This is a genomic window from Streptosporangium sp. NPDC002544 (genome assembly GCF_040295965.1).
In the GTDB taxonomy this organism is placed as follows: domain Bacteria; phylum Actinomycetota; class Actinomycetes; order Streptosporangiales; family Streptosporangiaceae; genus Streptosporangium.
Genome location: NZ_JBEOWJ010000010.1, coordinates 220202 through 241683, shown reverse-complemented (window position 1 = coordinate 241683; position 21482 = coordinate 220202). Strand labels below are relative to the sequence as shown.

The following is a 21482-nucleotide window of genomic DNA, read 5'->3' as shown; positions in this document are numbered from 1 at the left end:
GGCCACCGGCAAGCACAGCACCGTCTCGGTCGCCAGGCCGACGGAGGAGACGCCATGACCGTCGAAGCCACCACCCCGGCGCAGGCGCCGGTGAACCTGGTCACCGTCACCATCGACGGCTTCCAGGTGAGCGTCCCGAAGGGCACGCTGATCATCCGGGCGGCCGAGTTGCTCGGCATCCAGATCCCCCGGTTCTGCGACCACCCGCTGCTGGACCCGGCCGCCAACTGCCGCCAGTGTCTGGTGGACATCCCCGACGCGGGCAACGGCCGGGGGTTCCCCAAGCCGCAGCCCTCCTGCGCGATCGAGGTCGCCGAGGGCATGGTCGTCCAGACCCAGCTCACCTCGCCGGTCGCGGAGAAGGCGCAGCGCGGCGTCATGGAGCTGCTGCTCCTGAACCACCCGCTGGACTGCCCGGTCTGCGACAAGGGCGGCGAGTGCCCCCTGCAGAACCAGGCCATGTCCAACGGCCAGGGCGAGAGCCGCTTCGTGGAGAAGAAGCGGACCTTCGAAAAGCCGGTCGCGCTCTCCTCGGAGGTGCTGCTCGACCGCGAGCGCTGCGTCCAGTGCGCGCGCTGCATCCGCTTCTCCGACGAGATCGCCGGCGACCCGCTCATCGACTTCTTCGAGCGCGGGGCCAAGGAGCAGGTCGGAGCCGCGGACGGCCGCCCGTTCGAGTCCTACTTCTCCGGCAACACGGTGCAGATCTGTCCGGTGGGCGCGCTGACCGGTGCCGCCTACCGCTTCCAGGCCCGCCCGTTCGACCTGGTCTCCACGCCCAGCGCCTGTGAGCACTGCGCCAGCGGCTGCTCCCTGCGCGCCGACCACCGGCGCGGCAAGATCACCCGCCGCCTGGCCGGGGACGACCCCGAGGTCAACGAGGAGTGGAACTGCGACAAGGGTCGCTGGGCCTTCACCTACGCGACCCAGCCCGACCGGCTGAAGACCCCCCTCGTCCGTGACGAGGAGGGTCGCCTGGTGCCGGCCTCCTGGCCGGAGGCGTTCGCCGCCGCCGCCAAGGGCCTGTCCGCGGCGCGCGGGCGCGCGGGCGTGCTCGTCGGCGGTCGCGTCACCGTCGAGGAGGCGTACGCGTACTCGAAGTTCGCCCGGATCGCGCTCGGGACGAACGACATCGACTTCCGCGCCAGGCCGCACTCCGAGGAGGAGGCGCGCTTCCTGGCGCACGCCGTCGCCGGCAAGGGCATCGAGGTCCGCTACGCCGACCTGGAGAAGGCGCCGGCGGTGCTCCTGGCGGGCTTCGAGCCCGACGAGGAGTCGCCGATCGTCTTCCTGCGCCTGCGCAAGGCATGGCGCAAGAAGGGCCTGAAGGTCTTCTCCGTCGCGCCGTTCGCCGGCCCCGGGCTGGCCAAGATGGGCGGCACGCTGATCCCGGCGGTGCCGGGCACCGAGACCGCCGTCCTGGACGACCTGGCCGCCGCCGACGTGACGGCCGCCGAGGCGATCAGGCAGCCGGGAGCGATCATCCTGGCCGGTGAGCGACTCGCCACCGTGCCGGGCGCGCTGTCGGCGCTGCTGCGCCTCGCCGACTCCAGCGGTGCCCGCCTGGCCTGGATCCCGCGCCGCGCCGGTGAGCGCGGGGCCGTCGAGGCCGGGGCGCTGCCGAACCTGCTGCCCATCGGCCGCCCGGTCGCGGACGAGACCGCCCGCGCCGAGGTGGCCAGGGCCTGGGACGTCACCTCGCTGCCCGAGGGCGAGGGCCGCGACACCACCGCCATGCTGGCGGCGGCGCTCGACGGAGAACTCGACGCCCTGGTCGTCGCGGGTGTCGACCCCTACGACCTGGCCGCGCCGCAGGCGGCCCTGCTGGCCCTGGAGAACACCCCGTTCATCGTGAGCCTGGAGCAGCGCGCCAGCGCGGTCACCGACCGCGCCGACGTGGTGTTCCCCGTCGCCGTGGTGGCCGAGAAGTCGGGCACCTTCGTCGACTGGGAGGGGCGCGGGCGCTCCTTCGAGGAGGCGCTCGGGGTTCCGGGGATCATGAGTGACCTGCGGGTCGTCTCCGCGATCGCCGACGCCATGGACGTGCACCTCGGCCTGCCCGACCCCGCCGCCGCCCGCCGCGAGATCGGCTCGATCGGCGCGTGGCGTGGCCCCAGGGCCGCGGCCCCCCAGGCGAGCGGCTCTCTCGCCGCCGGGCCGCGGGCGGGGGAGGCCGTCCTGGCCAGCTGGCACCTGCTGCTCGACGACGGCCGCCTGCAGGCGGGCGAGCCGTACCTGGCGGGCACCGCCCGCCCCGGCGTGGCGCTGGTGTCCGAGGCCACCGCCGCCGAGTGCGGCCTGGTCGACGGCGGCGAGGTGGTCGTCGGCACCGAGCACGGCTCACTGAGCCTGCCCGTGCGGATCGCGGACCTGCCCGACCGGGTGGTGTGGCTGCCGGCCAACTCCGAAGGTCGCTCGGTCACCCGTGACCTGCACGCCGTCGCCGGCGATGTGGTCAGGGTCGGCGCGGTGAACACCGCCGAGAGCACCACGGCCGGCGAGGTAAGCGCCGCCGGCGAAGCTAACGAGGAGCGGTAATGAATGCCCGGACTCTTCTAGCGGCCGATCCGACCCTTGCCGACTTCGGCAAGGACCCGCTCTGGATCAGCATCATCAAGGCCGTCGTCATCTTCATAGTCCTGATGCTGGGCGTGCTGTTCGGCGTGTGGTTCGAGCGCAAGCTCATCTCCCGCATGCAGAACCGGTACGGTCCCAACCGGGCGGGCAAGTTCGGGCTGCTCCAGTCGGTGGCCGACGGCCTGAAGATGGGGCTCAAGGAAGACCTGATGCCCCGGACCGTCGACAAGGCGATCTACTTCATCGCCCCGGTCGTCCTGGCGGTACCGGCCTTCCTGGCCTTCTCCGTCATCCCGATGGGCCCGATGGTGTCGATGTTCGGTGTCCAGACGCCGCTGCAGCTCACCGACCTCCCGGTCGCGGTGCTGCTGGTGCTGGCGATGGCCTCGATCGGCGTGTACGGCATCGTGCTGGCGGGCTGGGGCTCACGCTCCCCGTACTCGATCCTCGGCGGCCTGCGGGCCAGCGCCCAGGTGGTCTCGTACGAGATCGCGATGGGCCTGTCGTTCGTGGGCGTGTTCCTGTTCGCCGGGACGCTCTCCACCTCGGAGATCGTCGCGGCACAGGCCAAGGGCGGGGTGTTCACGCTGGGCGGCCTGGAGATCCCGATGCCCTCCTGGTACATGATCCTGCTGATCCCGTCCTTCCTGATCTACATCGTCACGATGCTGGGCGAGACCAACCGGGTCCCCTTCGACCTGCCCGAGGGTGAGGGCGAGCTGGTCGGCGGCTTCCAGACCGAGTACTCCAACTCGCTGAAGTTCGCGGTCATCATGCTCGCGGAGTACGTCAACGTCTTCGTGGTCTCCGCGGTGTCCATCACCCTGTTCATGGGCGGCTGGCGTGCCCCGTGGCCGATCTCCATGTGGGACGGCGCGAACACCGGCTGGTGGCCGCTGCTCTGGTTCTTCGCCAAGATGGTGCTGGTCTTCGGCTTCTTCGTCTGGTGCCGCGCCTCGCTGCCGCGCGTCAGGTACGACCAGCTCATGGCCCTCGGCTGGAAGGTCCTCATCCCGATCAACCTGGCCTGGATCCTGCTCGTGGCCACGGTCAGGGCCCTGCAGCTCGAAAACGTCAACCGGTCGCTCGTGCTCATCCTGGCCGCGATCGTGATGATCGGCTGCCTCGGGATCTGGTGGCGCTTCGACAGCGTGCTGCAGAAGCGCAAGGAGGCCAAGGCCGCACTGGTCGAAGCCGAGTTCGAGCAACTCCAAGCCGAGCCGACCGCGGGTGGCTTCCCTGTGCCGCCGCTCGACCTGCCGCACTACCACGGGGTAGAGCGCAAGGAGGTTCCCAGTGGGAGCAACTGATTGGCTGAATCCCATCAAGGGATTCGGCGTGACCTTCCACACGATGTTCAAGAAGGTCGAGACGGTCAACTACCCCGAGGAGAAGCGGCCCACGGCGCCGCGCTTCCACGGCCGACACCAGCTCAACCGCTGGCCCGACGGCCTGGAGAAGTGCGTCGGCTGCGAGCTGTGCGCCTGGGCCTGCCCGGCCGACGCGATCTTCGTCGAGGGGGCCGACAACCCCGATGAGGCACGGTTCTCACCCGGTGAGCGCTACGGGCGCACCTACCAGATCAACTATCTGCGGTGCATCCTGTGCGGCCTGTGCATCGAAGCCTGCCCGACACGGGCGCTGACGATGACCAACGAGTACGAGCTCGCCGACACCAGCCGTGAGAGCCTGATCTACACCAAGGAAATGCTGCTCGCACCGCTCGGTCCCGGCATGGAGGTCCCGCCGCACCCCATGCGTCTCGGCGAGACCGAAGAGGACTACTACCGGCTGGGACGCAACAATGGGTGAGACCATCACGTTCTGGATCCTGGCGGTCGTCTCGGTGTCGGCCGCCCTCGGGCTCGTCTTCAGCCGCAAGGCCGTCTACTCGGCCCTGATGCTGGGCGTCGTCATGCTCTCCCTGGCCGTGCTCTACGCGGTACAGGACGCCCCCTTCCTCGCCGCGGTGCAGATCATCGTCTACACCGGCGCGGTCATGATGCTCTTCCTGTTCGTCCTGATGCTCGTCGGCGTCGACTCCGCCGACTCGCTGGTCGAGACGATCAAGGGGCAGCGCGTCTGGGCGGCGATCGCGGGCCTGGGCTTCGCCTTCCTGCTCGCCCTGGGGGTCGGCAACGCCACCTTCGCCGCGCCCACCGGCCTGGCCGAGGCCACGAAGGTCGCGGGCGGCAACGTGCCCTCCCTGGCACAGCTGATCTTCACGCGGTACGTCTTCGCCTTCGAGGTCACCTCGGCGCTGCTGATCACCGCCGCGCTCGGCGCGATGGTGCTGGCGCACCGCGAGCGCATCCGGCCCAAGGCCACCCAGCGTGACCTGGCCCGCGCCCGGTTCAACGGCCCGCAGCCTTCGCCGCTGCCGGGACCCGGCACCTACGCGCTGCACAACGCGATCGACATGCCGGCCCTGCTGCCCGACGGCACGGTCGCCGACAAGTCCATCAACCGGGTGCTCGCCAGGCACGAGATGGAGGGCGGCTTCGCGCCGACCGACCCGGTGAAGGCGGCGCTCATCAAGCAGGTCCTGGAGCGGGACGCGGCGCAGGATCGCGATTCCGACTCAGGCGACAAGCCCGTCCAGGCGGAGGACGCGGCGCCCCAGCAGGAGGACGGCAAGTGACCACTCACTACCTGGTGCTCTCCGCGCTGCTGTTCGCGATCGGCGCCATCGGCGTGCTGGTACGGCGCAACGCGATCGTGGTGTTCATGTGCGTGGAGCTCATGCTCAACGCCTGCAACCTCGCGTTCGTCGCCTTCGCCAGGCAGCAGGGCAACCTGGACGGCCAGATCATCGCGTTCTTCGTGATGGTGGTGGCCGCGGCCGAGGTCGTCGTCGGCCTCGCCATCATCGTGATGATCTTCCGAACCCGCAGGTCCGCGTCGGTGGACGACGCGAACCTGCTGAAGTACTAAGAGGTGGCCGTGGAACCCGCTGAGATCATCCAGCATTCCGGGGGTGTGATCGGAGTCTCCTGGCTCATGGTCGCGCTCCCGCTGCTCGGTGCCGCGATCCTGCTGCTGTTCGGGCGCCGCACCGACCGCTGGGGTCACCTCCTCGGTGTCGCGATGTCCCTGGGCGCGTTCGCGGTGGCGGTCGCCGCCTTCGTCCAGCTGCTCGGGCTGCCCGATGCCCAGCGTCGCCAGGGGGTCAGGCTCTACGAGTTCATCCCCGGCCTCGCCGACATGGGGCTGCTGATCGACCCGCTGTCGATCAGCTTCGCCCTGCTGATCACCGGTGTGGGATCGCTGATCCACATCTACTCGATCGGCTACATGTCGCACGACCCGGGCCGGCGCCGGTTCTTCGCGTACCTGAACCTGTTCGTCGCCGCGATGCTCCTGCTGGTGCTGGCCGACAACTACGTCGTGCTGTTCGTCGGCTGGGAGGGTGTGGGCCTCGCCTCGTACCTGCTGATCGGTTTCTGGCAGTTCAAGCCCACGGCGGCGGCCGCGGCCAAGAAGGCGTTCATCGTCAACCGCGTCGGCGACTTCGGCCTGCTGATCGCGATCTTCACGATCTGGACGACGTTCGGCTCGGTCGCCTTCAACGAGCTCACCGGAGGGGCGGTCGGCGGAGCGATCTCCTCCGGCGCGGCCTCCCAGGGCACGATCACCGCGGTCGGCCTGCTGCTGCTCCTCGGTGCCTGCGGCAAGTCGGCCCAGCTGCCGCTGCAGTCGTGGCTGCTGGACGCGATGGAGGGCCCGACCCCGGTCTCGGCACTCATCCACGCCGCGACCATGGTCACCGCGGGCGTCTACCTGGTCGTCCGCTCCGGCGCGTTCTTCGAGGCCGCCCCGACCGCGCAGCTCGTCGTGACGATCGTCGGTGTGGCCACCCTGCTCGCCGGTGCGATCATCGGTTGCGCCAAGGACGACATCAAGAAGGGCCTCGCCGGTTCGACGATGTCGCAGATCGGCTACATGATGCTCGGCGCGGGCCTCGGCCCGGTGGGCTACGCCTTCGCCATCGCGCACCTGATCGCGCACGGCTTCTTCAAGGCCAACATGTTCCTCGGGGCGGGCTCGGTCATGCACGCCATGAACGACGAGGTCGACATGCGCAAGTACGGTGGCCTGTTCTCGGTGATGAAGGTCACCGCGGCCACCTTCATGATCGGCTATCTCGCGATCATCGGGTTCCCGCTGCTGTCCGGTTACTTCACCAAGGACGGCATCATCGAGACGGCCATGCACCACAACCAGATCCTCGGCTGGCTCGCGGTCGTCGGTGCCGGCATCACCGGCTTCTACATGTCGCGGATGGTCTTCATGACCTTCTTCGGCAAGCGGCGCTGGGCCGACGACGCGCACCCGCACGAGTCGCCCTCCGTGATGACCGTGCCGCTGATCCTGCTGTCGATCGGTTCGGTCTTCCTGGGCGCCTTCCTGATCCTGGACAACCGGCTCATGAGATTCCTCGCCCCGGCGGTCGGCCTGCCCGAGCACCTGCCCGTGTTCGACCCCTTCACTTCTGCCGGCCTGGCCACGCTCGCGCTGGTCGCCGTCGGCGTCGTCTACGCCTGGTTCCGCTACGGTGCCGCCGAGGTGCCCCGGCTCGCCCCGCGCGGCTCGTTCCTCACCACCTTCGCCCGCCGTGACCTGTACGGCGACGCCCTGAACGAGGCGCTGTTCATGCGCCCCGGCCAGTGGCTGGCCCGGTTCGCGGTGTTCTTCGACAACCGCGGCATCGACGGCCTGGTCAACGGCCTGGCGGCGGGGATCGGCGGGACCTCCGGGCGGCTGCGCCGCATCCAGACCGGCTACGTACGGTCCTACGCGTTGTCCATCCTCTTCGGTGCCGCCGTGGTCGTTGGCGCGCTGCTCTACGTAGGGAACATGTGATGCCCTGGCTCTCGACCCTGATTGCCGTGCCCGTTCTGGGCGCGGTGGGTGTCTCCCTTGTCAAGAGTGACAAGCTCGCGAAGCAGCTGGCGCTGGCGGTCTCACTGGTCGTGCTGGCGCTCACCGGCGCCCTCGCGTACCTGTTCGAACCGGCCTCCGAGACGCGCTTCCAGTTCGCCGAGGTCTACGAGTGGATCCCGCGGTTCGGCGTCCACTACGGCGTCGGCGTGGACGGCATCGCCCTGGTGCTGATCGCGCTGTCGGCGGTGCTCGTGCCGATCGTGATCCTCGCCTCCTGGCACGACGCCGACGGAACCGGGGCCGCGGCTCCGCCCAAGCGCTCGGTGAAGACCTACTTCGCGCTGCTGCTGGTGCTGGAAGCGATGATGATCGGCGTCTTCGCGGCGACCGACGTCTTCCTCTTCTACGTCTTCTTCGAAGCCATGCTCATCCCGATGTACTTCATGATCGGGTCGTACGGCGGAGCCCAGCGGTCCTACGCGGCCGTGAAGTTCCTGCTGTACTCGCTCTTCGGCGGCCTGCTCATGCTGGTCGCGGTGATCGCGCTCTACGTGATCGCCGACAAGGGCACCTTCATGTTCCCCGAGCTGATCGGCGTCATCCAGGACCCGACCACGCAGAAGTGGCTCTTCGCGGGCTTCTTCATCGCGTTCGCGGTCAAGGCGCCGCTCTGGCCGTTCCACACCTGGCTGCCCGACGCCGCCGCGCAGGCCCCGGCCGGCGCCGCGGTGCTGCTGGTGGGCGTGCTGGACAAGGTCGGCACGTACGGCATGCTCCGCTTCTGCCTGGAGCTCTTCCCGGACGCGTCGAAGTTCTTCACCCCGCTGGTGATCGTGCTGGCGGTGGTGGGCATCGTCTACGGCGCGATCGTGGCCATCGGCCAGACCGACATGAAGCGCCTGATCGCCTACACCTCGATCTCGCACTTCGGCTTCATCGCGCTGGGCGTCTTCGCGATGACCAGGGACGCGGGCGCGGGCGCCACCCTCTACATGGTCAACCACGGCTTCTCGACCGGTGCGCTCTTCCTGGTCGCCGGTTTCCTGATCTACCGCCGGGGTTCCAGCCAGATCGCCGACTACGGAGGCGTGCAGAAGGTCGCCCCGCTGCTGGCCGGCACCTTCCTGATCGCCGGCCTGTCCGGGCTCTCCCTGCCGGGACTGTCCACGTTCGTCAGCGAGTTCATGGTCCTGATCGGCACCTTCGAGCGCTACCCGGTCGCGGCGATCATCGCGACGAGCGGCGTCGTCCTGGCGGCCGTCTACATCCTGTGGATGTACCAGCGCACGATGACCGGCCCCTCGAAGGAGTCGGCCCACGTCATGCCCGACCTCAACTGGCGCGAGATCTGGGTGATGGGCCCGCTGATCGCGGTGATCATCGCCATGGGCTTCTTCCCCAAGCCGGTGCTTGACGTGATCAATCCCGCGGTCGACAAGACGATCTCCAGCGTCCACATCGAACCGTTCACGCCCGCCGTGGCAGAGAAGAAGGGGGCCGGCCAGTGAACGGCACCATCCAAGCCCCGACAATCGAGTACGCGCTGCTCTCGCCGATGCTGCTGGTGTTCGGTGCGGCGATCATCGGGGTGCTGGTCGAGGCGTTCGCGCCCCGCTACCTGCGCAAGTCGATCCAGATGCCGCTCACGCTGCTCGCCCTGCTCGGCGGGTTCGTCATGACCGTCCTGTCCGCCCTCAACGGCCTGCCGGACGCGCCGGCGGCCATGGGTTCGATCGCGGTGGACGGCCCCTCCCTGTTCATCTGGGGCATCATCCTCGTCCTGGCGCTGGTCAGCACGCTCCTGATCAACGACGAGGACCAGTTCGTCGCGCAGGCGGCGGCGGTACCGGGAAGCCCGGACGAGGAGGAGGCGATCCTCAGCGGACACGCCCAGACCGAGGTCTACCCGCTGCTGCTGTTCTCGGTCGGCGGCATGCTGCTCTTCGCCTCCGCCAACGACCTGCTGGCCATGTTCGTCGGCCTTGAGGTCATGTCCCTGCCGCTGTATCTGCTCTGCGGTCTGGCCCGCCACCGCCGCCTGCTCTCGCAGGAGGCCTCGGTCAAGTACTTCCTGCTCGGCGCGTTCTCCTCGGCCTTCTTCCTGTACGGCATGGCCCTGGTCTACGGCTACGCCGGGTCGGTGGACCTGAAGGGCATCAGCGCCGCGCTCACCAAGGTCAGCGGCCAGGAGACGCTGCTGCTGCTCGGCCTCGCGCTGCTCGGCGTCGGCCTGCTCTTCAAGGTCGGAGCCGCGCCGTTCCAGGCGTGGAAGCCCGACGTCTACCAGGGAGCGCCCACCGCGGTCACCGCTCTGATGGCCTCCACGGTGCTCGTGGCGGCCTTCGGCGCGGTGCTGAGGGTCTTCTGGGTCGCCCTGGGCGGCCTGGAGTGGGACTGGAAGCCGGTCATGTGGGGCATCGCGATCCTGACGATGATCGTCGGTGCGATCCTGGCCATCACCCAGACCGAGATCAAGCGGATGCTCGCCTACTCCTCGATCGCGCACGCGGGCTTCCTGCTCACCGGCGTCGTCGCGATCGGCGCCGCCGAGCAGAACAAGCACGCCCTGTCGGCCATCCTGTTCTACCTGGCCGCGTACGGCTTCACCACGGTCGGCGCCTTCGCGGTCGTCACCATGGTCCGTGACGCGGGAGGCGAGGCCGGGCATCTGTCCCGCTGGGCCGGTCTGGGCAAGCGTTCTCCCGTTCTCGCGGGTATTTTCGCCTTCTTCCTGCTGGCCTTCGCCGGCATTCCGCTCACGAGCGGCTTCTTCGGCAAGTACGCCGTTTTCTCGGCGGCGGTCGCCGGAGACGCGCTGCCGCTGGTCATCGTGGGTGTGGTCAGCTCGGCGATCGCCGCGTTCTTCTACGTCCGGGTGATCGTGCTGATGTTCTTCAACGAGCCCGCCGTCGACGGACCGTCCATCGCGACGCCCACCGTGGGCACCTCGGCTGTGGTCGCCCTCGCGGCAGCGGCTACGGTAGTGCTAGGGGTTTTCCCGCAGCCGGTGCTCGATCTCGCGGATCAGGCTGCGTCCGCGCTGTTCATTCGCTAGAGGAGTAACGGTTCATGGCTGCGCCACCGGTTGTTGATCTTCCGTTCGTCGACGAACGGTTGGCGCAGGACCTCGCTACCGGATTGGCCGAGGTCGAGAAACTGCTGCGATCCTCGGTGGAGAGTGAGGACGCCTTCGTCACGGAGGCGTCCAAGCACCTCATCGAGGCGGGCGGCAAGAGGTTCCGGGCCATGCTGGTCCTGCTCGCCGCCCAGTTCGGCTCACCCGCGGCGGCGGGAGTGGTGCCCGGGGCCGTGGTGATCGAGCTGACCCACCTGGCGACGCTCTACCACGACGACGTGATGGACGAGGCCCCGGTCCGCCGGGGCTCTCCGTCGGCCAACGCCCGCTGGGACAACACCGTGGCCATCCTGACCGGCGACTACCTGTTCGCCCAGGCCTCGGAGATCCTCGCCGACCTTGGCTCCGACGTCATCAGGATCCAGGCGCAGACGTTCTCCCGGCTGGTCCGCGGCCAGATCCGCGAGACCATCGGCCCCCGCTCCGGCGAGGACCCGGTGGCCCACTACATCGGGGTGCTGGCCGACAAGACCGGCTCGCTGATCGCCACCTCCGGCCGGTTCGGCGCCATGCTCAGCGGTGCCACGCCCGAGGTGGTCGAGCGGCTGACCCGGGCCTGCGAGGCCATCGGGGTCGCCTGGCAGCTCGGCGACGACCTGCTGGACGTCGCCTCGGAGACGGCCGAGTCGGGCAAGACGCCGGGCACCGACCTGCGCGAGGGCATCCGGACCCTGCCCGTGCTCTACGTCCTGGCGTCGGACAACCCCGAGAACGTCCGGCTGCGCGAGTTGCTGGCCGGTCCGGTGGCCGAGGAGGACATCGAGGAGGCCCTGCGTCTGCTCCGCGCCGACCCCGCCATGGGACATGCCCGCGCCGAGCTGCTCGACTGGGTCGACCGTGCCCGCGAGGACCTCGCGGGCCTTCCCGACATCCCGGCCCGCGCCGCCTACCTGGCCCTCTGCGACTACGTCGTCGAGCGCTCCGGCTGAGCGCCGGTCCAGGACAGGACCCAGCCCGGCCCGGCGACAGCGCCGGGCCGGGTTTTTCGTGTTTCTTCCACGATATTATTTGCAGGTCAAAGCAAATAATGTATGTGCATGTAGACTCCTGCCGGATAGCACACTCCAGGAGGAATCACCATGTCGTGGGACCGTTTCGCTCTCTTGCACGCACGCGTGGAGGCGGAGTTGGCCAAGGCACTCCAGCGCGGTCACGGCCTGGGGTTGTCGGAGTACCGCGCACTGATCCAGCTCGCCGCCGTCCCCGACGGCTCCATGCGTATGCAGGAACTCGCCGAGGCGGTGGGGCTCAACCAGAGCTCGGTGACCCGCCTTGTCGCCCGTCTCGAAGAGGCCGGGATGACCCGGCGTAACCTCTGCTCGGACGATCGGCGCGGCGTCTACTCGGTGATCACCGACGAGGGGCGCATTCGCCTGGCCGGTGCCAGGCCCACCTACGAGCGCTCCCTGAGCGCCGCGCTGGAGCAGGCGGGCGTCGATCCGGTCTTCACCCCCCTGGTCCTCGCCGTACGCGGCTCCTGAGGCTTATGAGGCGTTCTGTACGGCTACCTGCTTGGGCGCGCGGCGGGCCTGAGTGGCCGTCCTGAGGCTGTCCCAGGTGAAGACCGACAGCGCCAGCCAGATGATGGCGAACCCCACCCAGCGGCTGGGCGGCATGACCTCGCGTATGACGACCACCCCGCACAGGAACTGCAGGATCGGGGCGATGTACTGCAGCAGGCCGATCGTGGTGAGAGGTACCCGAAGCGTGGCGGCGGTGAAGCAGAGCATCGGAACGGCGGTGACCACACCCGCTCCGGCCAGCAGGAGCGCGTGGCCCGCCCCCCAGTTGCCGAACGTGCTCGTCCCCTGCTGCCCCAGGTAGGTCAGGTAACCCAGCGCGGGGAGCAGCAACACCAGCGTCTCGACCGTCATGCTCTCCGCCGCACCCACCCCGGCGATCTTCTTGACCAGGCCGTAGGTGCCGAAACTGGCGGCCAGCGCCAGCGCGATCCACGGCGGCCGCCCGTAGTCGACGGCCAGGACGATCACGGCCACCGCCCCCAGCCCTACCGCGGCCCACTGCCACGGCCGCAGCCGCTCCTTCAGCAGCAGGACGCCGAAGAGCACGCTGACCAGGGGGTTGATGAAGTAGCCGAACGAGCTCTCGACCACGTGCCCGGTGTTGACGGCGTAGATGTAGACGCCCCAGTTGATCGTGATGAGCACCGCGGCCAGGACGAGAAGACCGACCTTTCTCGGGGTGCGCAGCAGCTCGCGGAACCAGGACCAGTGACGTCGCACCGCCAGGATGGCGACGACGGCGACCAGGGACCAGGCCATGCGGTGGGCCAGGATTTCCAGGGCGCCGGAGGGCTTCAGGAGCGGCCAGTAGAGCGGGAACAGGCCCCACATTGCGTAGGCGGCGATCCCGTAGAGAACTCCACGGCGTGTTTCAGGCATGACCCCTATCTTTACTCCTTACTTGATTTAACACAATTTAGCTGTGCTTTTCGATCAGTTAAGAAACGCTTGTGGGAACACGGGGGAGGCGCCCTCGGTTGCTTCCTGGTGAGAACGTGTCAGGAGGAGGTTCGCAATGGGCTGGCTGTTCGGCAAGGACAAGACTTCCATGGTGTCCCCGGAGAACGCGCTGCCGGGCCGTGCCACCAGGATGGCGGTGCCCGGGCGTCATGAGGTTCTCGACGCCCCGATGGCTCCGCCGTACCCCGAGGGGAGTGAGATCGCGGACTTCGGCCTCGGCTGTTTCTGGGGCGCCGAGCGCATTTTCTGGCAGACCCCGGGTGTGGTCTCCACCTCCGTCGGCTACGGGGGCGGCTACACCCCGAACCCGACCTACGAGGAGGTCTGCACCGGCCAGACCGGTCACACCGAACTCGTCCGCGTCGTCTTCGACCCGGCCCGGGTGTCCTACGAGGAACTGCTGCGCGTCTTCTGGGAGTCGCACAACCCCACCCAGGGCATGCGTCAGGGCAACGACGTCGGCACGCAGTACCGCTCGGCGATCTACTTCCACTCACCCGAGCAGGAGAAGGCCGCCCTGACCTCGCGTGACGCCTACCAGAAGGTCCTCACCGACTCCGGCTACGGCGCCATCACCACCGAGATCGCCCCCGCCGGCGACTACCACTTCGCCGAGCAATATCACCAGCAGTACCTCTACAAGAACCCCGGCGGCTACTGCGGCATCGGCGGCACCGGGGTCGCATGCCCGGTCGGCCTCACCTCCGGTGAGGCGTAGACCTGCGGTAACCGATCGATTCTGGCCCTTGGTCGCCCGGCCTGCCCGGTGACGATCAAGGGCCAGAGCTGTTTTCGGCGAGGACTTTCACCACAGGGTCAATGGGAGTGATCGGCATGCGCTCTTCGGTGTCCAGGTGAGCGCCATTGCCCGATGTGGCGCGTGCGGTGAAGTTCTCTTCTCCAAGTCGGTTGGGCGGGCGCCGACGTGGCACGCCTGCCCGTCCGATCCTCCCAGCCGTTGGGACCGGCGTCTCGCCTGCGTCGAGGACTTACCGCCGCGCGACGGCCGCGAATACGCCCCGCGCGGCCGTTCCGTTTGGCCAGGTCCATCCGGCGACGACGTGTCCGGACGACCCCTCCGCGGCCTCGGCCGGCCGCAGGACGCGGTTGACCTGCACGTCGAGCCCGTCGTCAGGGCCAATTCCGTGCACGGTGACGGTCGGGTCCGGGGTGTGGCTCTTGCTCTGGTGCTGCGGCATCGCCTCGCCGCGCAGGAGCGCGCGCAACTGTGCTGTCACCACCGGGTCGTGGACACCGTCATAGATCCACCGGGGGCCGAGCACTCCATGCTCAGGGGTGCCGATCAACGCCTCGCCGGGGACGCCCTCCAGAGCCGCACCGCGGTAGCTCATCGGCACCAGGTACGCCACCGGCTCTTGCGCGGTGGTGTCCGCCACGACCATGAAATCGATCCCGACCTCGCCCTCCGGATCGTCCAACCGGAATCCGCCGGCCTTGACCAGTTCGGGCGTTCCCGCGTGACCCACGTACCAGCTCTGCTTCGGCAGCCACTCGGTGAGCAGCTCCAGCTTGGTCGGCGTCAGCGTGGTGCGGTGGATATGGGCCATGCGAGCTCCCGTACTCGTGGGTCTGGGGCCGTCTGCCAATGGGCTGTGATCAAACCTAGGGGATCGACGGCCACTTTTCCTCGGCTGGACCTCAAGGGCCGCCACGTCGACCTCGCCGATTTCCGCGGTAGCTGTCAAAACGGTCAAACACCACGCCTGATCCGTCTGACCGGCCGAGGCCGGCGAGGGTCTACGGTCCCTGGGGGGTGAACACGGGCAGCGATCCACTCGGTCGCGTCTCCCACGCCAAGGCCGTCGGCCACAGCTACGACATCAAGCGCTGACCTGAACGCCTGCCCCGCCCTCGCAAAAGGCAGGGCACTACTTTCTCCCACCCCTGGTTCCCCGCAGGCCGGCGACGATGCTTGAGGGCGGGCTCATCCCCTCACCGTTCTCCGAACACCATCCGGCCCAGGGGCGGGATGATTCCGCAGGTCCGGAAGAACCATCGAGCCGTTGATCGTTTCACTGCGCTTCTGGTGATCGCGGCTTCGGTGTTCCGTACGACCTCGCGGACCGTGTCGAACCCGTGGCGCAGCATGTCTTCCTCGTAGGCGCGCAGCGCCTGCGCGAGCGGCTGCTCACCGCGGGCGGCCGCGGTGAGCGCGGTGCAGAGGCGGTGCGCGTCGCGCAGCGCCGTGTTGCCGCCGAGCCCCCCGACCGGTGGCATGTGGTGGACGGCGTCACCGAGCCCGGTGACGTTGCCGGTCTCCCAGGGCTCGAGCGGTTGTGCGGCGCTGAAGCCGGTGCGGTAGAGGCTGTCGGGAGTGGATTCGGCGAGCAGGCGACGCAGGTCGGGATGCCACCCGGCCGTCCGCTCGGTGAGCAGTTCCCGGACGGCGACCGGATCGTCGTCGGCGTTCGAGGTGTAGCCCGCCGGGAGGGAGTCGCGGTGCGTGATGAACGCCCACAGGACATAGTCGTTGTCATGCGAGTCCGCCAGCAGGTGCTCCGGGTCGAGCCCGAGCCCGCGCACCTGATCGCCGAGCCTGGCGATGATCGCTGCGGGGTCCTCGCGCCTGCGGAACACTGCGGTGAACAGGAAGTCCTTGCGCGGCCAGAAGACGTTCTTGCCGGCGAGCAGCCGATGCGGCAGCCATCGGCGGTTCTCCTCGGTGAGGAACAGCTTGCCGGCGACGGCCATGGCCGGTAACGCGGTGCGGCCGAGCGCCGGGTGGAGCTGCGACCACACCCGGGAGTTGGCGCCGTCGGCCGCGACGAGCACGTCGGCGGTCGAGGTGGTGCCGTCGGTGAACTTGGCCGTGACCGTCCCGTCGGTGGCACGGGCGAAGCCGGTGAACTCCTTGCCGAAGCGGACGACGTCGTCCAGCCTGGCGAGCAGCAGTTTGCGCAGGGTGATGCGGCTGACCGCGTGCTCGCCGGTCGCTGGGTCCAGAGGGTCGTGACCGGGGTCGTCCTGGCCGATGTGAATGAGCGGTCGCATCCGCTCGTCGAGGAAGCCGATCCCGGACCCGGCGTCTCCCGCGGTGGCGACCAGCACTTCCCACAGGGCGGGTGGCAGGCAGGCGTGCAGGGCGGTACTTCCGGTCGGTTCGATGTTCAGCCGAAAGCCCTGGAGTCGTGAGTCGGGCGAGAGGTCTCGTTCGTACACGGTGACGTGCACACCGGCGCGGGTCAGGCCTTGGGCAAGGCAGAGCCCGCCGATCCCGCCGCCGATCACGGCGACGTTTAAGAGCCGAGGGGACATGTGAGTTCCACTTTCCGATTGGGGCGCGCCGGCGGGCGAGCCCGTCCCGCTAGGTTTCCGCGAGCACCGCAAGCAGGCGGTCGTGCCAGTTGACCTCTGTCTCCAAGCGCATCAGGGTCTGGTCGAAGGCGACGGCCTCCAGTTTGGTCAGGTGGGGCTCGGCCTCGCCGCGCAGGTTGCGCCAGAAGCCGAGCTGCGCGGCGTAGGAGTCACGCCGCTGCCGGGCCGCCGTGCGCATCTCCTCGGGGCTGATCTCGTCGCAGTGCAGGAGCACGAGCTGGATCGGGTCAGGCCGGAGCGTCGTGTCGGCCAGGACGGACCTGATCGCCGAGAGCAACTCGGCCCGGCCTTTGCCGGTGATCCCGTACACCGTCCGGGCGGGGAGGTTGCCCTCCTGCTCCGTGCGGATGGCCTCGATGGCGCCCTCGTCGGCCATCCGGCGCAGTGCGCCGTACAGCGATCCGGGTTTGATGTCGGCCCACAGCTCGACCCGGTCGACGTGTGCCGAGGATCGGATTTTGTGCCCGTGCATGGGGCCGCCGTCGGCCAGGGCCCCGAGGATGAAGAGGCGGACTGCTCGCATGTGAGTACTCAAACACGAGTACCCGCAAATGTGCAAGAGATGAATCGGCGAAGAACAGGGTGGTGTCGTGACGGAAACAGAGGCCACGGGCTATGACTGCCTGTCGTCTTGCCTGGTTCCGGAGAGCGAGCTGCGGACATTCCTGCTGGACTGTTTTGGGATCGCCGAGTGTGAGTTGTTCGTGGGCCATGACGATCGGGTCGCCGAGCGGTTGCGGGACATCCCGCAGGACGTGGTGTTCTCCGTGTTCTGCACGTACCGGCAGGTCTTCGGCCACTTCGCGATGGGTTTCGACGTCGGCGTCGAGGGCCGGTCGGCCGAGCGAGTCGGCCGCCGGGAGTTCGCCGAACGATTCGCCGCCCACTTCGATACGTACGTGCTGTATGGCGACACCGAACCACCGGGACTGTGGACGGTGATCTTTGCGGACGGTATCCGCCTTCGCGCCGCGATGGATGAGGAAGACAACCGGTATGTGCTCTACGCGGCCACAGCGCCAGTGCCGGGCCTACCCGAGGTCCGCGTGGACGAGGGCCTGTGGCGGCTCCGATAAGCCTTCGCCGGCCGGCGCCTGGATCCGCTGAGAACGCCGCCACAATCCGGTCGGAACCCTCTACCTAGACCAACCTGGCGCTTGTGCTGACCGGGGACGTGGCTCCGACCTCACGAGTGCGCCTGCTTCGGCAGGGTCAGGATTTCGGCTCCATCGTTGGTGATGGCGATCGTGTGCTCACTGTGTGCTGTCCGGCAGCCTGTCGCACTTCGGAGCGTCCACCCGTCGGCATCGGTGACAAGTTCAGCGGTGTCCGCCATGACCCACGGCTCCAGTGCCAGCAGCAGGCCAGGGCGCAGCCTGTATCCACGGCCGGGCCGTCCGGTGTTTGAAACGTGCGGGCCCTGGTGCATCGTTGATCCGATGCCATGACCTCCGAACTCGGTGTTGATCGGGTACCCAGCCTCGCTGAGGACGGAGCCGATGGCATGGGAGATGTCGCCGATGCGAGCTCCGGGTCCGGCAGCGGCTATCCCCGCGCTCAGTGCGCGTTCGGTTGCGCTGATCATCGCGATGCTCTCCGGGGGCTTCGATTCGCCCACGATGAAGCTGATGGCGGAGTCTGCGGCGACTCCGCCTTTGGAGACGGCGAGGTCGAGTGTCAGCAGGTCGCCGTCGGCAAGCGTGTAGTCGTGTGGCATTCCGTGGAGCACGGCGTCGTTGACGGCCGTGCAGATGTAGTGGCCGAACGGCCCGCGCCCGAAGGACGGCTCGTAGTCGACGTAGCAGGACTGCGCTCCGGCCTCGACGATCATGGTCTCGGTCCACCGGTCGATGTCCAGGAGGTTCGTGCCGACCGTGCTACGGCTCTTCAGGGTCTGCAGAATGTCAGCGACCAGGGCGCCTGTGTCCTTTGCTCGGGCCAGTTCGGTGGGGTTCAGGATCTCGATCATGCAGCGTCTTTCTCGCGCAACCAATAACTATCCCGGCCATATTATCCCGGTACACTCGGAGCCATGGTCAGGTTGCCGCTCACTCCCGCAGAGGTCGAGCGCGGACAGCGCCTCGGTGCCCTGTTGCGTCGCGCCAGGGGAGAGCGCTCGATGCTCGAGATCGCGCTCGGTGCACGTGTCTCACCGGAGACCCTCCGAAAGATCGAGTCGGGCCGCGTGGCGACCCCTGCCTTCCCGACCATCGCTGCGATCGCCGATGTCCTCGGTCTCTCCCTCGATGCGGTGTGGGCCGAGATCAACCAGCCCGAACGTGGTGTCGAGCCGACCGGGGCCGGTCGCAACACACGTGAGTGGTCGGCCCGCCAGACGGTCCTGGTTCCGACCGAGGAATAGCTCTTCGGATCTTGCTGTACGGCTCACGCCCACGTCGATCGAAGATGACCAGCAGTGGTTGGGACGGTTACGGCCGGAGAACTACACGTCACATCGGGGTGCCGGCCGAGGTGAACAGGTTGGCCAGGGGCCTCGCCGTCGGGATTATGGAGGAGTGTCGCGGAGTTCCTTGGATCGCGCGTGTCGGCTGTGGGCGAGCTTGGCCCGTGTCCCTGTCACGTTCCCCGTGCGTGGAGACGTGACCGTGGGCGTCTCTCCCGAGTCGTGGTTGTGTCCGCCGGGATGGACGGGCGTCGTCACGTTGGACGGGGCCGCTCTGGTCACGGTGCCCGACGCCGGTTTGATCGAGCCGTTGCGTGACGTCCTGCTCAGCGATCTCCACGAAACCGGCATTGATCTTTCGCGGCTCCCCGCCCGGCTTACGGTCCTCGACGCCCTGGGCCCGGCAACGCTTGCGTACCTCGATGCCGATGACTTCGCTGCGGCCCGCGTCGACGCTGAAGTCGAACGTCTGTCAGCAGGGCATCGCGATATCGACGGCCTGGTGGCCTCGGTGGGCAAGGAGGATGCCGATGAAAGCGGGATGGAGGAGGTCGCTTCGGCGGTCTGGGTGATCCGTGAAGGCCGGAATGTGATCGCCGCCGCCGGGTATCGCCCATGGTTGAATACAGCGGCGCAGCTGTCCGTGTTGACCGCCGCGAAGTATCGCGGCCGTGGCCTGGCTCGCTTGGTGGCCTCGGCGGCGGTGGCTGACGCTCTGGTCAACGGGTTGCTGCCGCAGTGGAGAGCGCGTCCGGAGCCGTCGCGACGAGTCGCCCGAGCTCTCGGTTTCCGGGAGTTCGGCTCGCAGATCAGCCTTCTCATGAAGCACTGACCGCCGGCCCGCGCTCGAATCGGCGCCTCGCGGCTCTTGACCGGCAAGCCGTTAGGCTGTGCCCGTGACACCCAGTGCTGAGCGGGGGACGGCGTTGCGCGCGGACGCCGCACGCAACCGCGCACGGGTGTTGAAGGTCGCCCGCGAGCAGTTGGCCATGGGCGACGACTCGCTCATGCTGAACACCATCGCCCGGCTCGCGGGAGTGGGCGTCGGGACCGTGTACCGGCATTTCCCCAACCGGCACGCGCTGCTGGAGGCGCTGCTGGCGGAACGCTTCCAGCAGCTCGTCGACGAGGCGCAGGCCGCGGCGGCCGACGAGGACGCCCTTTCGGGTCTGCACCGTCTTCTGCGTTTCACTCTCGGACGCATGCTGGACGACGCCGGGTTCGCAGCGGTGCTCGAATCCGCCAGCGACGCCGATGCGCAGACCTCGGCGATGAAGGTCGAGCTGGACCGTGCCGTCGCGGAGCTGCTCGACCGTGCCCGCCGCGCGGGCGCCATCCGGCGGGGCATCGAGGCGGACGATGTCCGTCGTCTGCTCTGCGGCATCGAGCACGCGGTCCGCTCCGGTGGCAACGACGCCGAGCATGCCGAGATCTACCTCGACGTCCTCCTTGAGGGCCTGCGCCCCCCGCGCTGACGGCAGCCTGGAACCCGCAGCTTGGGAGTTCGTTGCCGCACGCCCGCCTCCGCTAAACGGATAGTCATCCGTTTATGCTACGGTGTGAGCCATGAAACGGATGGCTATCCGGTAGCGTTCGACCAGTGGAGGGCGGGACCATGGGCAAACGGGCCGTGGTGACGGCGGGGACCGGAGGAATCGGCCTGGAGACCGCGATGGGGCTGGCGGCGACAGGTCACGCGGTGACCGTGATCGGCCGGAACGCCGAGCGGGGTGCTCGCGCGGTCGAGAGAATCGACGCGGTGGCGACAGGGCAGGGGGCGAGGTTCGTCGCCGCCGACCTCGCATCGCTCGACTCCGTCCGAGGGCTGGCCGCCCGGCTCGCGGGAGAGGGCCCGCTGAACGTCCTGGTCAACAATGTCGGGGCGATGTTCGCAGATCGGCAGCAGACGGTGGACGGGATCGAGGCGTCGTTCGCCGTCAACCACCTTTCCCCGTACCTGCTGACCGAACTGTTGCTGGAGCCGCTCCGGGCCGGAGGACCGAGCCGGATCGTGAATGTCACCTCGGGCGCGGTCCGGACGGCCAAACGCTCCTTCGACACCGTCGAGCCGCCGGGCGGCTACTACGGCTTTCACTGGTACGGCCGAGCGAAGCTCGCCAACCTCGCTTACACGCTGGATCTGGCGGAGCGGCTGCGAGGCACGGGCATCTCGGTTTTCGCGGCCGATCCCGGCGGCGCGGCCACCGCGATGACCGACGGCACCATGCGGTCGCCGAAGATCGTCTCGCCGGGACTGCGGCTGCTTTGGCCGCTGGTCCGGCGTACCTTCGAACGCGCCACGTCCGGCTCCGCGTCACTGGCCGCACGGTCGTCGGTCCTCGCGGCGGCCGACGCCTCACTGGACGGGCGGACCGGCCTGGTCATCGGACCCGAGGCTCGTCCCGTCGCGCCCTTCCGTCCCGTCACCGACTCCCGAATGGCCGAGGCCGTCCTCCGGCTCAGCCGGCGGCTGGCCCCGCTCACCTCGACCTGACCTTCACGCGAGAGGGAACGGCCCAGCCGTGGGATCTGCGGCACCGGCCAGATGAAGGTGAAATCCGCCGCACGGGCCCGTACTCCCGGAGACCCCGGCCTGGTGCCGGTCCTGTGGTTCTGGAGCTCCGCGGGCTCCGGATCCCGCCCTCTGAGGTGCGCGGCCGCG

The 21482-nt window shown here is 68.5% G+C and carries 21 protein-coding genes; 16 read left to right on the top strand and 5 right to left on the bottom strand.

Annotated features, from left to right (window positions below; translation table 11 throughout):
- Window positions 1-54 precede the first annotated feature (54 nt).
- From ABT061_RS17945 to ABT061_RS17900, 10 genes are all read left to right on the top strand, one after another.
- Entirely contained in the window at window positions 55-2538 is a 2484-nt protein-coding gene (locus ABT061_RS17945; RefSeq protein ID WP_350918462.1) for an NADH-quinone oxidoreductase subunit G, read from the top strand.
- Window positions 2538-3887 (top strand): NADH-quinone oxidoreductase subunit NuoH, encoded by a 1350-nt coding sequence (gene nuoH / locus ABT061_RS17940; protein ID WP_350918459.1) that lies wholly within the window; start codon window positions 2538-2540, stop codon window positions 3885-3887. Before ABT061_RS17945 ends, nuoH begins: the two co-directional genes overlap by 1 nt.
- Window positions 3874-4389 carry an NADH-quinone oxidoreductase subunit NuoI gene (gene nuoI / locus ABT061_RS17935; RefSeq protein WP_350918456.1) on the top strand — a complete coding sequence of 172 codons (516 nt, stop codon included), beginning with the start codon at window positions 3874-3876 and terminating at the stop codon, window positions 4387-4389. The genes nuoH and nuoI overlap by 14 nt, the downstream gene beginning before the upstream one ends.
- On the top strand, window positions 4382-5218 hold the full coding sequence (locus tag ABT061_RS17930; protein WP_350918453.1) for an NADH-quinone oxidoreductase subunit J: 837 nt from the start codon (window positions 4382-4384) through the stop codon (window positions 5216-5218). The genes nuoI and ABT061_RS17930 overlap by 8 nt, the downstream gene beginning before the upstream one ends.
- A complete protein-coding gene (gene nuoK, locus ABT061_RS17925) occupies window positions 5215-5511 on the top strand; it encodes an NADH-quinone oxidoreductase subunit NuoK (RefSeq protein ID WP_350918451.1) in 297 nt (98 codons plus the stop codon). The genes ABT061_RS17930 and nuoK overlap by 4 nt, the downstream gene beginning before the upstream one ends.
- 66 nt (window positions 5512-5577) lie before the next feature.
- Window positions 5578-7440: an NADH-quinone oxidoreductase subunit L gene (nuoL, locus tag ABT061_RS17920; protein ID WP_350918688.1), complete on the top strand. Its 1863-nt coding sequence runs from the start codon at window positions 5578-5580 to the stop codon at window positions 7438-7440.
- Entirely contained in the window at window positions 7440-8969 is a 1530-nt protein-coding gene (locus tag ABT061_RS17915; protein WP_350918448.1) for an NADH-quinone oxidoreductase subunit M, read from the top strand. The genes nuoL and ABT061_RS17915 overlap by 1 nt, the downstream gene beginning before the upstream one ends.
- Entirely contained in the window at window positions 8966-10516 is a 1551-nt protein-coding gene (gene nuoN / locus ABT061_RS17910) for an NADH-quinone oxidoreductase subunit NuoN (RefSeq protein WP_502991454.1), read from the top strand. Before ABT061_RS17915 ends, nuoN begins: the two co-directional genes overlap by 4 nt.
- A 14-nt stretch (window positions 10517-10530) precedes the next feature.
- The gene (locus tag ABT061_RS17905; RefSeq protein ID WP_350918445.1) at window positions 10531-11526 is read left to right on the top strand and encodes a polyprenyl synthetase family protein; all 996 of its coding nucleotides are present in this window, start codon (window positions 10531-10533) and stop codon (window positions 11524-11526) included.
- Window positions 11527-11676: 150 nt separating this feature from the next.
- Window positions 11677-12078 (top strand): MarR family winged helix-turn-helix transcriptional regulator, encoded by a 402-nt coding sequence (locus ABT061_RS17900; RefSeq protein WP_350918442.1) that lies wholly within the window; start codon window positions 11677-11679, stop codon window positions 12076-12078.
- Between the two features lie 3 nt (window positions 12079-12081).
- On the opposite strand, the gene rarD is transcribed toward ABT061_RS17900, so the two are convergent.
- Window positions 12082-12999: an EamA family transporter RarD gene (gene rarD / locus ABT061_RS17895; RefSeq protein ID WP_350918439.1), complete on the bottom strand. Its 918-nt coding sequence runs from the start codon at window positions 12997-12999 to the stop codon at window positions 12082-12084.
- 136 nt (window positions 13000-13135) lie between these two features.
- Between rarD and msrA the strand changes: the two genes are divergently transcribed.
- Window positions 13136-13798 (top strand): peptide-methionine (S)-S-oxide reductase MsrA, encoded by a 663-nt coding sequence (gene msrA / locus ABT061_RS17890; RefSeq protein WP_350918436.1) that lies wholly within the window; start codon window positions 13136-13138, stop codon window positions 13796-13798.
- A 271-nt stretch (window positions 13799-14069) separates the two neighbouring features.
- On the opposite strand, the gene ABT061_RS17885 is transcribed toward msrA, so the two are convergent.
- The 3 genes from ABT061_RS17885 to ABT061_RS17875 form a co-directional block, all read right to left on the bottom strand.
- Window positions 14070-14648 (bottom strand): maltokinase N-terminal cap-like domain-containing protein, encoded by a 579-nt coding sequence (locus ABT061_RS17885; RefSeq protein WP_350918433.1) that lies wholly within the window; start codon window positions 14646-14648, stop codon window positions 14070-14072.
- Window positions 14649-15033: 385 nt separating this feature from the next.
- Entirely contained in the window at window positions 15034-16356 is a 1323-nt protein-coding gene (locus ABT061_RS17880; RefSeq protein WP_350918430.1) for an FAD-dependent oxidoreductase, read from the bottom strand.
- A 49-nt stretch (window positions 16357-16405) separates the two neighbouring features.
- Window positions 16406-16939, bottom strand: a complete 534-nt coding sequence (locus tag ABT061_RS17875; RefSeq protein WP_350918427.1) for a PadR family transcriptional regulator — start codon at window positions 16937-16939, stop codon at window positions 16406-16408.
- A gap of 67 nt (window positions 16940-17006) precedes the next feature.
- On the opposite strand from ABT061_RS17875, the gene ABT061_RS17870 reads away from it, so the two are divergent.
- Window positions 17007-17492 carry a hypothetical protein gene (locus ABT061_RS17870; RefSeq protein WP_350918424.1) on the top strand — a complete coding sequence of 162 codons (486 nt, stop codon included), beginning with the start codon at window positions 17007-17009 and terminating at the stop codon, window positions 17490-17492.
- 110 nt (window positions 17493-17602) lie between these two features.
- On the opposite strand, the gene map is transcribed toward ABT061_RS17870, so the two are convergent.
- The gene (gene map, locus ABT061_RS17865; RefSeq protein WP_350918421.1) at window positions 17603-18385 is read right to left on the bottom strand and encodes a type I methionyl aminopeptidase; all 783 of its coding nucleotides are present in this window, start codon (window positions 18383-18385) and stop codon (window positions 17603-17605) included.
- Between the two features lie 63 nt (window positions 18386-18448).
- On the opposite strand from map, the gene ABT061_RS17860 reads away from it, so the two are divergent.
- The 4 genes from ABT061_RS17860 to ABT061_RS17845 all read left to right on the top strand — a co-directional run bounded on the left by ABT061_RS17860 (window position 18449) and on the right by ABT061_RS17845 (window position 21314).
- Window positions 18449-18778 carry a helix-turn-helix domain-containing protein gene (locus ABT061_RS17860; RefSeq protein WP_350918418.1) on the top strand — a complete coding sequence of 110 codons (330 nt, stop codon included), beginning with the start codon at window positions 18449-18451 and terminating at the stop codon, window positions 18776-18778.
- A gap of 238 nt (window positions 18779-19016) precedes the next feature.
- Window positions 19017-19652, top strand: coding sequence for a GNAT family N-acetyltransferase (locus tag ABT061_RS17855; RefSeq protein WP_350918415.1), 636 nt, complete (start codon window positions 19017-19019; stop codon window positions 19650-19652).
- A gap of 64 nt (window positions 19653-19716) precedes the next feature.
- Window positions 19717-20295 carry a TetR/AcrR family transcriptional regulator gene (locus ABT061_RS17850; protein WP_350918412.1) on the top strand — a complete coding sequence of 193 codons (579 nt, stop codon included), beginning with the start codon at window positions 19717-19719 and terminating at the stop codon, window positions 20293-20295.
- Window positions 20296-20435: 140 nt separating this feature from the next.
- A complete protein-coding gene (locus tag ABT061_RS17845) occupies window positions 20436-21314 on the top strand; it encodes an SDR family NAD(P)-dependent oxidoreductase (RefSeq protein WP_350918409.1) in 879 nt (292 codons plus the stop codon).
- Window positions 21315-21482: the final 168 nt, after the last annotated feature.

Bases quoted from the DNA above. Each gene is read 5' to 3' on its own strand.
- ABT061_RS17945 (WP_350918462.1), top strand. From the start codon at position 55: ATGACCGTCGAAGCCACCACCCCGGCGCAGGCGCCGGTGAACCTGGTC.
- nuoH (WP_350918459.1), top strand. From the start codon at position 2,538: ATGAATGCCCGGACTCTTCTAGCGGCCGATCCGACCCTTGCCGACTTC.
- ABT061_RS17930 (WP_350918453.1), top strand. From the start codon at position 4,382: ATGGGTGAGACCATCACGTTCTGGATCCTGGCGGTCGTCTCGGTGTCG.
- nuoL (WP_350918688.1), top strand. From the start codon at position 5,578: ATGGTCGCGCTCCCGCTGCTCGGTGCCGCGATCCTGCTGCTGTTCGGG.
- ABT061_RS17915 (WP_350918448.1), top strand. From the start codon at position 7,440: ATGCCCTGGCTCTCGACCCTGATTGCCGTGCCCGTTCTGGGCGCGGTG.
- ABT061_RS17905 (WP_350918445.1), top strand. From the start codon at position 10,531: ATGGCTGCGCCACCGGTTGTTGATCTTCCGTTCGTCGACGAACGGTTG.
- ABT061_RS17900 (WP_350918442.1), top strand. From the start codon at position 11,677: ATGTCGTGGGACCGTTTCGCTCTCTTGCACGCACGCGTGGAGGCGGAG.
- rarD (WP_350918439.1), bottom strand. From the start codon at position 12,999: ATGCCTGAAACACGCCGTGGAGTTCTCTACGGGATCGCCGCCTACGCA.
- msrA (WP_350918436.1), top strand. From the start codon at position 13,136: ATGGGCTGGCTGTTCGGCAAGGACAAGACTTCCATGGTGTCCCCGGAG.
- ABT061_RS17885 (WP_350918433.1), bottom strand. From the start codon at position 14,648: ATGGCCCATATCCACCGCACCACGCTGACGCCGACCAAGCTGGAGCTG.
- ABT061_RS17880 (WP_350918430.1), bottom strand. From the start codon at position 16,356: ATGTCCCCTCGGCTCTTAAACGTCGCCGTGATCGGCGGCGGGATCGGC.
- ABT061_RS17875 (WP_350918427.1), bottom strand. From the start codon at position 16,939: ATGCGAGCAGTCCGCCTCTTCATCCTCGGGGCCCTGGCCGACGGCGGC.
- map (WP_350918421.1), bottom strand. From the start codon at position 18,385: ATGATCGAGATCCTGAACCCCACCGAACTGGCCCGAGCAAAGGACACA.
- ABT061_RS17860 (WP_350918418.1), top strand. From the start codon at position 18,449: ATGGTCAGGTTGCCGCTCACTCCCGCAGAGGTCGAGCGCGGACAGCGC.
- ABT061_RS17845 (WP_350918409.1), top strand. From the start codon at position 20,436: ATGGGCAAACGGGCCGTGGTGACGGCGGGGACCGGAGGAATCGGCCTG.